At 47.5% G+C, this 13775-nt stretch carries 11 protein-coding genes; 7 read left to right on the top strand and 4 right to left on the bottom strand.

Annotation, left to right across the window (positions count from 1 at the left end):
- Window positions 1-40 precede the first annotated feature (40 nt).
- The 3 genes from S7335_RS16890 to S7335_RS16880 all read left to right on the top strand — a co-directional run bounded on the left by S7335_RS16890 (window position 41) and on the right by S7335_RS16880 (window position 1484).
- The gene (locus S7335_RS16890; RefSeq protein ID WP_006457318.1) at window positions 41-256 is read left to right on the top strand and encodes a photosystem I reaction center subunit IV; all 216 of its coding nucleotides are present in this window, start codon (window positions 41-43) and stop codon (window positions 254-256) included.
- 9 nt (window positions 257-265) lie between these two features.
- A complete protein-coding gene (locus S7335_RS16885; RefSeq protein ID WP_006455209.1) occupies window positions 266-1123 on the top strand; it encodes a DNA-formamidopyrimidine glycosylase in 858 nt (285 codons plus the stop codon).
- 145 nt (window positions 1124-1268) lie between these two features.
- Window positions 1269-1484, top strand: a complete 216-nt coding sequence (locus tag S7335_RS16880) for an NAD(P)H-quinone oxidoreductase subunit O (RefSeq protein WP_006456589.1) — start codon at window positions 1269-1271, stop codon at window positions 1482-1484.
- Window positions 1485-1697: 213 nt separating this feature from the next.
- Here S7335_RS16880 and ppk1 read toward each other — a convergent pair whose 3' ends face one another.
- The 4 genes from ppk1 to gyrA form a co-directional block, all read right to left on the bottom strand.
- Window positions 1698-3908 (bottom strand): polyphosphate kinase 1, encoded by a 2211-nt coding sequence (gene ppk1 / locus S7335_RS16875; RefSeq protein ID WP_006457012.1) that lies wholly within the window; start codon window positions 3906-3908, stop codon window positions 1698-1700.
- A 218-nt stretch (window positions 3909-4126) separates the two neighbouring features.
- A complete protein-coding gene (locus S7335_RS16870) occupies window positions 4127-4333 on the bottom strand; it encodes a hypothetical protein (protein ID WP_006456364.1) in 207 nt (68 codons plus the stop codon).
- A 230-nt stretch (window positions 4334-4563) separates the two neighbouring features.
- Window positions 4564-6321, bottom strand: a complete 1758-nt coding sequence (locus S7335_RS16865; protein ID WP_157620299.1) for a mechanosensitive ion channel — start codon at window positions 6319-6321, stop codon at window positions 4564-4566.
- A 248-nt stretch (window positions 6322-6569) separates the two neighbouring features.
- Entirely contained in the window at window positions 6570-9305 is a 2736-nt protein-coding gene (gene gyrA / locus S7335_RS16860; RefSeq protein ID WP_006454270.1) for a DNA gyrase subunit A, read from the bottom strand.
- 710 nt (window positions 9306-10015) lie between these two features.
- Here gyrA and S7335_RS16855 point away from each other — a divergent pair.
- The 4 genes from S7335_RS16855 to S7335_RS26140 all read left to right on the top strand — a co-directional run bounded on the left by S7335_RS16855 (window position 10016) and on the right by S7335_RS26140 (window position 13435).
- Window positions 10016-11074 (top strand): histone deacetylase, encoded by a 1059-nt coding sequence (locus S7335_RS16855; protein ID WP_006457355.1) that lies wholly within the window; start codon window positions 10016-10018, stop codon window positions 11072-11074.
- A 118-nt stretch (window positions 11075-11192) separates the two neighbouring features.
- Window positions 11193-12083: a hypothetical protein gene (locus tag S7335_RS16850; protein ID WP_006453640.1), complete on the top strand. Its 891-nt coding sequence runs from the start codon at window positions 11193-11195 to the stop codon at window positions 12081-12083.
- A gap of 354 nt (window positions 12084-12437) precedes the next feature.
- On the top strand, window positions 12438-12821 hold the full coding sequence (locus S7335_RS16845; RefSeq protein WP_006457387.1) for a DUF5331 domain-containing protein: 384 nt from the start codon (window positions 12438-12440) through the stop codon (window positions 12819-12821).
- A 170-nt stretch (window positions 12822-12991) separates the two neighbouring features.
- Window positions 12992-13435: a hypothetical protein gene (locus S7335_RS26140; RefSeq protein ID WP_006457481.1), complete on the top strand. Its 444-nt coding sequence runs from the start codon at window positions 12992-12994 to the stop codon at window positions 13433-13435.
- Window positions 13436-13775: the final 340 nt, after the last annotated feature.

The raw sequence follows: 13775 nt of genomic DNA, 5'->3' as shown, positions 1-13775 counted from the left end.
CCTACTGTATGTCTAGCATTTTGTAAGAGGGTTAGTATTCATGGTTCAGCGTGGTTCTAAAGTTAGAATTCTTCGCCCAGAGTCTTACTGGTTTCGGGAAGTAGGCTCCGTTGCTTCAGTCGACCAAAGCGGTATCAAGTATCCTGTTGTGGTGCGCTTTAGCAAAGTTAACTATGCCGGTGTGAACACAAACAACTTTTCTGAAGCAGAGCTAGTAGAAGTAGAAGCACCTCCAAAGAAGGCTGCTAAAAAATAGAGAAGCGTAGTGCCTGAGCTTCCTGAGGTAGAAACCGTTCGTCGGGGTCTTAATCGAGTCTCACTTAATCAGCCAGTTCGAGGGGGAGAGGTGCGCTTAGCGCGTACAATTGCCTACCCTGAACTGGCTGATGCCTTTTTAGAGGCAATGAGTAGTGTACAGATCACGAGCTGGCACCGGCGTGGTAAATACCTATTGGCAACGCTATGCCAAAGGCGTCGACTTGAGCTAGAACCGGCAGGCTGGCTAGGGGTCCATTTACGAATGACTGGGCAATTACTGTGGGTTCCCAAAAATGAGCCCATGCAGACGCATTGCCGGGTAAGACTTTTTTTTGATGGTGACAATGAGCTGCGATACGTAGACCAGCGTACATTTGGACGACTGTGGTGGGTTCCGCCCGATAGAGCGATAGATTCGGTAATGACCGGCTTGCAAAAGCTAGGACCAGAGCCGTTTTCTGAAGAATTTTCGATAGACTATCTAGCTTCCGCCTTGAAGGGAAGGCAGCGTCCGATTAAGAATGCATTGCTAGATCAGCGCTTGGTAGCAGGTATTGGTAATATCTATGCGGACGAGGCGCTGTTCTTGAGTGGAATTCGGCCTACGGTTGTGTGCGATCGCCTGACTCGCCGAAAAATTACCAAACTGCATCAGGCAATTCGAGACGTACTCACAACTAGCATCGAATCTGGCGGTACTACCTTTAGTGACTTTAGAGACGTACACGGCACCAACGGAAACTACGGCGGAGTGGCTTGGGTCTATGATCGAGAGGGAGAACCCTGTCGGAAATGTGGTGTAGGGATTTTGCGGATAAAACTAGCTGGCCGCTCTGCCCACTATTGTCCAAAATGTCAGCGATAGTCTTGATGACGATACAATAAGCTGTAGCAGACGAGGCTGCTAGCAATAGCAGCTCACAGTGGCGGTCCTTAAGCAACTGGCTAAGAACCCATTGCTGATACCTGATTACTAATAGACTACTAATACTTGATTACGTGAGAGAGCTATGCCAGTAAAGAAAGGAGACTTCGTCCGTTTGGTCAAAGAGAAGTTTGAAAATAGCGTAGAGGCTAAAGCGAGCGATACCCGTCTTTCTAGCTATGTATTTGATACCAAGGGTGAGATTCTAGATGTTCGTGACGATTATGGCTTAGTCAAGTTTGGCCGGGTACCTACGCCTAATGTGTGGCTAAAGCTAGAGCAGTTAGAGAAATTTGAATAGAGGTAGTGCTTCTCGGATGCATACTCCGCAGAAAAGCTCTTAGAAGGAGCGTAAATCGCTTAGCCTGCTTTTGTCGCTGGACTTTTAGTTAGAAAACTGGACCCTAGCTAGCACCGTGATAAATCTGCCTAGTGACAAACCTGAAGATCTCAAGTCACCCACTAGGTAGAATCAGGCCCTGAATCGGCGAAAGCTAGCTAATATTAGCTGATACTAGCTCTGACTAAGTGCTTTTTCCATCAGGATACTATGCGTGCTAACCTCGGCTTCGCCCTTTTGAGGCTGTAGCTGCACGTAAGTGCCATCTGATTTCATTTTCCAAGCCTGGCGGTTGTCCTGCAAGCAGGTTTCTAGTATCGCTGCTAGCTCTGAACGCAGCGGTGGATCTTCAATGGGTACTAAAGCTTCTACTCGGCGATCTAGGTTCCGAGGCATCCAGTCTGCTGAGCCGATATAGAATAGCTCATCGTCATCATTATGAAAGTAAAAGATGCGAGAGTGTTCTAAAAATCGTCCAATAATGCTAACGACATTAATATTATCGCTTAGCCCCTTAATACCTGGGCGCAGGCAGCAGATGCCACGGATAATGAGTTCAATTTTGACACCTGCTTGAGAAGCTTTATAGAGTTCGGTGATGATGTCGGCATCGACTAAGGCGTTCATCTTGGCAATGATGTGGCCTCGCTTACCTTCTTTAGCATGTTTAGTTTCTTGCTGAATGAACTGGGTCATACGCGATCGCAAATCTACAGGCGCAATCAGTAGCTTTTTGTAGGACTGCTGCCGAGAATATCCTGTTAGATAGTTGAATAAATCAGTCAGATCTTTGCCTAGATCTTCCCGGCAGCTTAGTAGTCCTAAGTCGGTATAGAGTTTGGCTGTTTTGGGGTTGTAGTTGCCAGTGCCGATATGTACGTAGCGGCGAATAACATCGGTTTCTCTTCGCACGACTAAAGCTACTTTGGTGTGTGTTTTTAGGCCAATTAATCCGTAGACAACATGCACCCCAGCGCGCTCTAGTGCCCTTGCCCAGTTAATGTTGTTTTCTTCGTCAAACCTGGCTTTGAGCTCTACTAATGCTACGACTTGCTTATCGTTTTCGGCAGCTTTAATTAAAGCGTTGACAATCGGAGAATCACCCGACGTTCGATACAGTGTCATTTTAATGGCTAGAACGTCTGGATCGGTCGCAGCTTGGGTAATAAAAGTTTGTACCGTGCCTGAGAACGCTTGGTAGGGGTGATGAACGAGGCGATCGCGCCGCTTAATCAGCGAAAAGACATCTTCTCCTTCTTGCTGAGCAGCTAACTTCCAAGGAGCAGGCGTTACTGGCTTCCAGCGGACATCTTTGAGCTCACTGATAGGCAGTCCCATGAAGCTCATCAGGTCAGTCAGGCCTAAGAGTCCTTCAACATCGTAGACATCTTTCTCAGAGAGAGAAAGCTGGTCTAGCAGCGTTGCTCTCATCGTGCCTTTCATCCCTTTTTCAATTTCCATTCGGACAACTGACCCGCCTAGCCGTCGCTTACGCAGCTCCTGTTCAATAGCCAGCATCAAATCATCGGCCTCATCTTCTTCCACCGACAAGTCTGCATTGCGCGTAATTCGAAAGGTATAACAGTCCTTGACGCTCATGCCTGGGAATAGGGCCGCAATGTTATGAGAGATAATTTGCTCCATTGGTACGCCTGTCCAACGGCAAGGCTGAACACCCTCTAGCGATGTAGGCAGCTGAACAAATCTAGGTAATACCTTAGGAACTTTTACTCGGGCGAAGTGGGATTCAGCGGAGGCTTGATCCTGGATTTCGACTGCGAGATTGATACTAAGGTTTGATATGTAGGGAAAGGGATGTCCTGGATCAACCGCAAGGGGGGTCAAAACCGGAAAGATCTGATCTTTGAAGTACTGGTCTAAATAGTCGGTCTGTTCTGCGGAGAGCTCTTCGTAGTTTAGTAAGCGAATATCATTAGCGATCAGCTCACCTCTAAGCACGTTCTGAAAATAGCTGTGTACCTGATCGATCATAGGGCGCAGGCGCTGACCGATTGCCTCAAGCTGCTCAGATGGGGTACGGCCATCTGGGGTACGCTTATAAACATTGGCTTCGATTTGCTGTTTGGTTGCAGCAACTCGTACCATAAAGTACTCGTCTAGGTTAGAGCTAAAGATCGCTAGAAATTTCAGCCTTTCTAGCAGCGGCGTGCGTTTATCTACAGCTTCGTGTAGTACGCGGCGGTTAAACTCTAACCAGCTTAGTTCTCGACTGATGTACCATTGCGAATCATCCGGCTGCAATAGAACTGGAGTAGAGTCAGTCGATCGATCCTTAGTCTGATCTTTTTTTTGAACGCTGTCCTTTTTAGCCGTAGGCTTTTCCTTGGAGCGACTTGCAGATTGAGAACTAGCAGGTTTACTCATAGCGCTTTAATCTACGACTCCTTAGATAGATGGGTGATTTTTGACTTACGGTTCTTTACTGTAGAACTCTTTACTTCAAAATTCTCTACTTCAGAACGTTTAGTTAAAGACTCTCTGATAGTTAAAGACTCTCTGATAGTGATTCACCGAGCATCCTTTAAGTAGTCGCACGTTCCCTAAAGGACATCTATTGAAGTGAACTAAAAGGCTAAAGTGAACTAAAAGACATCTCTTTCTTGACCTACCCACCATTCGCCTAGCTGCATTAGCTCTTCATGCAGTCCAGCAAGCTCGCTATTGAATGCTTCTACACTCATGGTATGGCGTCGCTCTTTTAGCTTAGCAAGCCGAAGCTGAATTAATAGCCAGGGTTTACTTATGCCATCGGTAGCTTCTATGTATCTAGCGAGTGCTCCACTATCCATGCAGTCTTCTTCTGTTTTTTTCAGTTCTTTGGCTTCAGTGCTGATTATATATGAGCATCTGCGAGGGCGCTTAATCCGTTAGGTGTAGAGCAAGCAACGAAGACCGGCTTGCTGTCTGATAAAAATGAACCCGCAACCGGGAAGATTCCCTTCGGCTGCGGGTTATATCACATGGTATGGCCGCCTACGTAAGCAAACTAGCTATCCATAGGCTTAAGTACTCGACCTGCTTAACGCTTCAGCTCATTAAGCCAATCCTTGAGCTGAGCGCCAGCGACCTCGCGGCCACCTAAACCAAAGGCGATCGCGATCGCAATGGCGACTGCACCCAAGAGCAAACCAAAGGCTAGGTTGACAATATTGGGAGCGACACCCATCTGCCCTAGTGCCATCGCACCGACGAAGGCTAAAATTGCCACTCGAGCGGCCTGAGCTAGTGTATTGGAAGCAGAACCACTGCTACTTTTAATCAAGCGGAAAGCCAGGTTAGCAATGTAGATTCCAATACCAAAGATCAAGACACCGATGAGAACCTGTCCGGCAATTTCCATCACCGCTCGAACAATCAACGTCAGCTGCTCGAGCTGAAGAATTTCGGTAGCAGTGACCGCGCCAAATAGCACGACGGCAACGAGCACAATCAGTCCCACTACTTCAGAAGGCGTTTTTCCTCTTCTTGTAGAAGGTTGACCTATAGAGGGTTGGTCGGTAGATAGTGGACTTGTGGGGGTTTGAGTGGTTGTGGGGGTTTGAATGGTTGTGGGGGGTTGAATGGTGGTCATACCAGGGTCAACAACGCCAGTGGCAGGATCTGGATAAGCGCTAGGTGTTGCTGGCTCAGGAGAAGAGATATCAGGCAATCCCAGCACTTCTAGTACGTTATCGAAGCCAGCACTAGAGAGTAAGTTAGTCACTAGTTCACCAATGAAGCGACCAACAAAATAGAAGACCGTCAGGACAATGCCGGCGGCTAGTAGCAACGGGATGAAGTTTAAGATCTGCTCAAGCATGCTGATCGCAGGATCGGAGATGGCGTCAATATCTAATGCATTGAGCGCTGCGATCGCGGCTGGGATCAGAATTAAAACATAGACAATTGTGCCTGCTAGACTAGACAAAGAAACCTGATTTGCACCCGTCGTTAGCCCGACCCGGCGACCCAAGTTATCAACACCGGTAGCAGATAGTAAGTTAGTAACGATGCCGCGTACGACTTTGGCTAATACCCAGCCTGCTGCGAAGATGATAGCCGCTAAGATAATCTTAGGAATAGCCGCTAGGAACTGATCGATCAGGTTCTGTACGGGCGATAATAGACCATTTAGCTGCAGTGCATCTAGAATCGGCGGCAAGAACAGTAGAAAGATGAACCAGTAGAGCGCGTTGCCTAAGGTCTCATTGATTTTAATTGAGTTCTGACGAGGATCAACGCCTGTGTTTTCGGCTAATCTATCGTCTAGATTAAAGGCTTCTAACCCTTTAACAACTATCGTTTTGACAATCGTTGCAACCAACCAAGCAGCTGCCAACAAGACGACGGCGCTAAGAATACGAGGAATATATTCAAAGACAGTGTCTAGTAGCCTACTTAGCGGCTCCGAAACAGCCGTAAGCTCTAGCCGCTGTAGAACCGCAATCACAGTAAGGACAATCACTATCCAAAAGACGGCGCTGCCAACCCACTTGGCTACGGATAGATTTTCGGCCGATTGTCCGGTTAGGCGCGCAGCAATATTATCGTCAATGCGAGTGCTTTCGAGAATTCTCCGGACTATCCAGGCTGCTACAAAAGCAACAACTAGACCTATCAAACCAATGATGATAGCCCCAATCACACTAGGTAGGGCGCTAGTGAAGCTGTTTCCGAGATTCTGGGTAACGCCGCTGATTGATCTGCTATCGGTACTAGCTTGAGCGAGGGTGGGAGGTATGCCACCGTGCCGGACTAAGCTAATACCTGTACTGACAGGAGGTATTAGATGAATCATAATTTCTGTAACTTCTTGAAGGGTCTTAAACTTAGCTAGCATCAATTATCAACAAATCTTGTTGATAATTGAGATAAGATTACCCCTTCGTGGTTGTTTCCAGAAAGAAACTATGTAGATAGTCTTTGTTTGTTAACAAAAACTATCCGTATATCTCTACCGCAGGGCAGTTGACCTTGTATAGAAAGTAACCTGACTACCCTTTTTCAACCTATCCTCATTAGAAGACTTCCATTAGATGACTTTCACTAGAGGACTTCGCCATTAGCCTCTTCATCGGTATCGGTGCTAACTGCAATAAGAGGATCAGCAAAAGGATCTACCGCTATTGACGCATCAGTGTTGGAAGAGACAAGATCAACCACCTGATCTTCTGCCTCTAATACTGAAACCACTTGGGCTTCGGCAGTGGTTTCGGCCACTGCCGAAGCAATATCCTCAGAGGGCATCTCGTTATCCGACTCGTCTAAATGAGGCACCAGGGCAACAGCGGCGATCGCATCATCACTATCTAATCGCTGCAACTGCACGCCTGTTGCCATCCGCGACTGCACCGAAATTGCATCTACTGACTGACGCATGATAATTCCTCGCTGACTAACAATCATCAGCTCATCGTCGGGTCCTGCGATCCGTAGCGCTACTAGCTCATCACCATCCTTACGAAACTTCATAGCCACCAAGCCCATACCAGCACGATTTTGCAAACGGAAGTTTGAGACGGGCACTCGCTTACCCAATCCGCCTGAAGAAACAACCAGCACCCAAGGGCCTTGATCAGCGTTAGCCAATTCATCCGCATCTTCGTCCGAATCGTCTATAGCACCTTCGACCTCTTCCACTACTTGCGAAGGCAAAATGTCCATACTAATCAGCTGATCGCCTTCTCTTAAGGACATCGATTTGACCCCTTTTGTCGGTCGACCTAGAGGACGCAGCTGTGCGTGATCGGCTTTGAAGTGGATGGTCATTCCTCGCTGAGAGCCGATCAGGACACTATCATCAGCAGTGGCCATCCGTACCCAGCGCAGCTCATCGCCATCTTCTAAAGAGATGGCAATTAAACCATTCGTGCGAATGCGATTAAACGCAGAGAGCGCCGTTTTCTTGATAAAACCGCCTTGAGTCAGCATCACTAGATAGTCGTCTTCGCTGAACTCACTTACACCAATCACGGAGGTTACCTTTTCCTCCTTGGGAATGGGCAGCATCTGCACAAGCGGATAGCCTTTGGCAGTGCGTGAGCTTTCGGGAATCTGGTAAGCTCGCAAGGAATAGGCAACACCGCGATCGCTAAAGAACAAAACATGATCGTGGCTACAGCAAGTGATGAAATGCTCGATGCCATCATCATCTTTCATGCGAGTACCTGATTTGCCCCTAGTAGCGCGGTTTTGGGCTTCAAAAGTGTCGACTAGCATCCGCTTAATGTAGCCTTGCTCCGTGACTAGAATCGCCACTTGCTCGTTGGCAATCAGTGAAATATCTGAGAGATCATTTTCGTCGGCCTTAATTAGCGTGCGCCGCTCGTTAGCATAGGCATTACGGATCTGAATGACTTCTTCTTTGATAATGGCAAGAATGCGATCGCGATTTGCCAGAATATCTTCTAAGTCTGCAATCTTCTCGGTTAGTGCTTCATGCTCTTGCTGAATCTTCTCAGCTTCTAGCGCAGTCAATCGACGCAGCTGCATTTGCAAAATTGCATCGGCCTGAGTCGCCGAAAATCCATAGGATTCAATTAGCTCTTCTTTCGCACTCGCCGCATCCGCAGACCCTCGAATCAGTGCAATCACTGCATCTAGATTGTCTAACGCAATCAGATAGCCCTGCAAAAGGTGATCGCGCTCTTGCGCCTTTCGCAACTCGTACTGAGTGCGGCGAGTGATGGTTTCAATTCGAAAGTCTAAAAATACCTGTAGAAAGTCGAGTAGAGATAATAGCTGAGGTTCGCTATTGACCAATCCCAACATGTTGACGCCGAAATTATTTTGCAAGGGCGTTTGCTTGTAGAGATTGTTGAGCACAACTTTGGGGTAGGCGTCACGCTTCAGCTCAATGACAATCCGCATACCGTCTCTGTCACTCTCATCGCGCAGGTCAGAAATTCCTTCTAACCGATGCTCATTCACCATATCGGCGATCTTCTCAATCAGAGCGGCCTTATTTGTCTGGTATGGCAGCTCGGTGATGATGATGGTCTCTCGATCGGGGCGACCGCGAGTTTCTTGGGTTTCAATTGTTGCCACCCCTCGCATGGTCACAGAGCCTCGACCAGTCGCATAGGCCTCGCGAATGCCCCTGCTGCCAATGATCTGGGCACCTGTCGGAAAATCTGGCCCAGGGATATACTCCATGAGCTCCATACTTGTGAGCGCGGGATTATCAATCAGTGCCACCACACCATCAATCACCTCACCCAAGTTGTGAGGCGGAATATTGGTGGCCATACCCACCGCAATTCCAGATGAGCCATTGATCAATAGCTGGGGAATACGAGCAGGCAGTACGACGGGCTCTTGCTGCGAGCCGTCAAAGTTATCGGCAAAATCAACCGTTTCTGATTCGATATCCTGTAGTAGCGCCGCACCTGTAAGCGCCTGTAAGCGCGACTCTGTGTAACGCATTGCTGCTGGCGGGTCGTTATCAATCGAGCCAAAGTTCCCATGACCATTAATGAGCGGGTGCCGCATGGAAAAGTCTTGGGCCATCCGCACCAGCGCATCGTATACTGCCGTATCCCCATGGGGATGATACTTACCGAGTACTTCACCCACCACGCGAGCGCATTTCCTGAAAGGGCGATCAGCAGTTAGTCCAAGTTCGTGCATAGCATACAAAATGCGTCGATGCACTGGCTTAAGGCCGTCCCTGGCATCTGGGAGCGCTCGTCCTACGATCACGCTCATGGCGTATTCAAGGTAAGACCGAGACATCTCATTGCGCAGATCAGTTGGCACGATCCGCTCTTGGGGACTACTCATATGGATAACTCCAGGAATTCTCTATGGAAAAACTCAAAACCGAATTACAACAGAAGTGAAATTCTACTTCAAAACCTTTTGTCTTGTATTAGCTTCGTATCATTGTTCTACAGCCGATACGTCGTTTCATCGCACTTACTTTTCGACACTTACAACATTTTAAACACTTACAATTATGAACAAGCCAGAGAGAGACTCTTAAAAGGTGCTTTGGCCAGCAAATATATACCAATGAAGCTCGATAGCATAAAGCCTAAAACGCCTCAATCAGAAGAGTTTAACATCAGCAAAAATGTACGGTTAAACATATCATCTAGAACAAGTCCAGTAGCAAGAGATCGCAATAAGAACAGAATGGACTAAGAAACTAAATTAGATACTAGAAAACAAAATAATAAAAGAATACGAATAGACCTCTAGCTTTTTCTATTTGTCTTTTCTCTATCTACCTGCTCTCCACTAAATCTCCACTAAAAAAGTAGCTCCACACAAGTAAGCTTCGAAAGCTAAACAACAAAGATGAGATGAAACCTTTTGGTTTTTTTGCAGTTTTTATACAGCTAATAGGCTGAGAATGGTGCTTAGTTTAAGTAATTATTCTATCATATTTGAGCTATATTTTCGAGTCTGAAACGGTCGTCATTTGGCGGTTTCTTCTCGTCTTTCTATCCGGGCCTCTAGCTATTCTACGAATTCCTTAGGCGATATTTATGAAACAGTCGTTTCCTATCTTCTATAGCAGTCTATTTACACGTCACAATACGGGTGCTGGACATCCTGAGAACGCCGGACGCCTAAGGGCGGCGGTTGATTACCTGCGAAAATGTCAACAGCCGGCATCAAAGGACTATACCTGGGCTAAGAGAATAAAGTGGATTGAGCCATCCTCGCGGCCTGTGCTAGAGCATGTCTATCGAGTACACGATGAAAGTTACCTTCAAGCGCTGAAGAATTTTGCGGATGAGGGGGGCGGTCAGATTGATAGTGATACGGTGGTCAGTGCTCAAAGCTACGACGCTGCGATATTAGCCGTCGCTGCCTGGTTAGATGGTATTGACTGGGTATGGCAGCACCGCGCTCCGGCTTTCGCACTTGTTCGTCCGCCAGGGCACCACGCTGAAAGAGACAGAGGAATGGGGTTTTGCTTACTAAGCAATGCGGCGATCACGGCTCACTATGCAATCAACACGAATGCCGTTAGCCCGTCCGCAAAAACCACTCATTTAGCCAGTTCTAGTTCGTTGAACTCTATCAAAGACACTCATAGACCGGACAGCGACAGACCAAGCCTCAACAGAGCGCATATCGATAAAGTAGCTGTTCTAGACTGGGACGTTCATCACGGTAACGGCACCCAGCACCTGATCGAATCAAATCCACAGCTCGCCTACTGCTCTTTCCACCAATCTCCTGCCTACCCAGGAACAGGGCAAGCCAGCGAAACGGGTCAATTTGACAATGTATTGAACTTGCCAGTTCCACCTGGCGCTCAGCTTAAGGATTATCAAAAGCTTTGGCATGAGTATGCCTATCCTTTCTTGGCTAACTTTGATGCAGATCTGCTGATAGTCAGCGCAGGCTACGATGCAAATCAAGCTGATCCTTTAGCCAGCGTGTGTCTACAGCCTAGTGACTATGGCTGGTTTACTCAAGCGTGTCAGGCATTAACACCTGCTGTGCTATTTGGATTAGAAGGAGGATATGATTATGCTGCCTTATCCGAATCGATTGCGGTTACGATCTGCGCTGCTTTACAAAGCCATTCTTGACAGTGCAAAATAGCCACATTGCCGGTGCAAATAAGCTAGTGCAAATAAGCCAATACTCAAGGTAGGTAGTGCTTAGAAGAATTCAACAGAAGAGAGAAGATATTTCGCGGACATCGCTGTGACTACTCGATCCTCATTAGACTCTCAAATTGAAGATATCAAGCAAGTCGCCACCGTTCTGCAGGCGTACACGACTACCTTTGGTCAGCCAGATGATGAGCTAGAGCTACGGGCAATAGTAGGTGCGATCGCTGCTAGTGTAGCTACCGTATCGATTGAAAATAGGAAGCTAGAGCTATTTATTGACAGGGTAATCGTCGCCTACCGCACTCTGGAGCCAGATGCCTTGGTCGTTGAGACAGGGGCGCAGCTGCTAGCCGAAAAAGCATCTATATGGTTAAAAGAGCAAGAAACGGCTGTTCGTAACATCATGAATGCTTACTTGCAGCGATTTGCCCCCAAGGATATGGATTGGCAAACTAGCGACACCGTTGGACTGGCTCAAACCATCATCGCCACCCTAAACGATGGCTCGCTGAGTCGCTCTGGCAGTAAAGCGTTAGTCAGGCGGGCGATCGCTTCTTTTGATGTAGAGAAGGCGTTAAGTCATTGGGTGGCGCCAGAGTGGATAGCGCTAGCACAGCGGATTGCAAGCTACCTCGAGAGAGGAAAGCTACAGGCAGAGCTTCAATCAATTGCTTGGGCCTATGTTCAGCAGTTTCAGTCGATCTTAAGCCCGCAACTCATTGAGCAAATAATGAAGGAAGGGCCAATGAACGTCTCTGCTTCCGAATTTATGTCAGGTGATCTAAGCGATTTCTCTCAAATGCTGTACTACAAGTTTCAGCTACTAGAAGCCGATCCAATCACAACCAAAAGTCATGAACAGATAGCGGTAGGCGTACACCGGGCGGTTGAAGCCTTCAAAGCGCGCCACAAAACAGATATCGACTTGACCAAAGGGATTCTAACAGGAGACTTGCAAGTCTCCAGTCCATTCTTCAGTTAGCTGATAACTCGTCAAGCGTCAGTTCACTGCTCAAACGCGGTACCGATACAAACACAGTAAGAACTTATTAATAAAAATAGTTTGATAAGCCCTAGTCAACTCGCCTGAAGGGTGCTAGATTGCTGCGATATCTGGGCAGTTGCACTGGCCTTAATTTGTTTGTGCCCGCTCATCAGCCAAACTATAGCTTTCGCCACTTGGCTCCACACATTTTCTAGGGCTGGAAACCCTTGATGCATGAAGAGCTAAGTGGTCGGCAATGACCGTAGGCTTTGCCTGCTCGCAGAGTACGCATCTGGCCATTACTATATGTGTGGCTTACTGACTTTTCAACGATTCCTTACAGGTTGAACAATGGCCTTCTTTGAGAACTTCACCTCTGTTATTCGAGACAAATGGTTAGATTACTTTCGCGCTAACCGCACCTGGCTAGAAGTACAGATGGGCACGACTTCTGTACGCACGCCCGAAGGGGGACGCAGACCGTCTTCTTTTCTCATTTTGGGCGTTGTCAATGCTTTAGAGCCCAAACTGTCAAACTTGATGGTGCCATTTTATCAGCTGAATTCTGATGAGGATGCACTGATAGATGTCTTGGGGTTGAACTTTGATCCAGAGGCCGTACTGGACAACGGCGAAGTTGGTAAGACAATCGATGCTTCGTCAGAGGGAAATCCACCTTTACTAGAAAGCGAACCGCCAATTGATAAAGATATGGACGCCTGGCCACCTAATTAAGCAGGCGATCTATGTACTCACTAGTTGTGTACTCACTAGGTGTAAGCTAGCTGCACATTAGTCAGTCGGCTTAGGACTCCACACTGGACTGACTCCTCCTCTGCAAGCGCTAAGACAATATCTCATCGTGATACGATTGGTTTGCAATCTATATATAGGCGGATAATTCCATGGTAGATCGTCCTATCAAGAAGAGCGATCGCGAAGCAGCTCAGCAGACAAATCCTAGTGACGACCAGCCAAAGGCAGCACGAGATATCCCCAAGCCAATTAAAAAAGCCGACCGCACTGATGGGGGAACAAGCAGTAAGCGCGAGGACCGTGATGATCGCGGCCGGGGTGGTAAAGGAAAAGGAAAAGGTCGCGGCCGTGGTAAGGATAATGCACCTAGGACCCCTATGAATCCCGCCTTGATGCGCGGTCCAAAGCCTACTAAGAAAGTAGAAGAAGTAGTCGAAGCCGCCGCTGAAGAAACTATTCCTGAGGATACCGCTACTGAAGAGACTGCCGCCGAGGAGACAGCCACCGAAGAGACTGCCGCCGAAGAGACAATCGCTCAAAATACGAACGTCGATACGACTGAGCCTGAAGCCATGGCTACTAACGAAGTCTAAGCTCGTATTAGTGGGGCCAAATCTGTTCTTACAGACCACCAGGTACTAGGAAAAGGTCACTATAAGTGGCCTTTTTTCTATTGGAGTTAACTGTACTTTTGGACTACTTTCGGCAGTAGCTACAGCTTTTAAAAAGTTGCTTAGGACATTCTTGTCGGCTAAAACTGTTACAGAGCAACAGTTAACTCTTCCCGCAAAGTAAGAATGCATCCTTACTTTTCTATATGAACAAATCTTTTCAAAAAAATTCCCCAATTCTTGGGTGAAAGCTTCACAAGAGAATCAGGGAACGATTGGGTGCATCTACCAATCATCTCTTCTACGGTGAAGCTGACGGTCA

It is taken from the genome of Synechococcus sp. PCC 7335 (genome assembly GCF_000155595.1).
Taxonomy (GTDB): domain Bacteria; phylum Cyanobacteriota; class Cyanobacteriia; order Phormidesmidales; family Phormidesmidaceae; genus Phormidesmis.
Note: the sequence above shows the minus strand (reverse complement) of the source record. Positions and strands in the feature narration are given on the sequence as shown.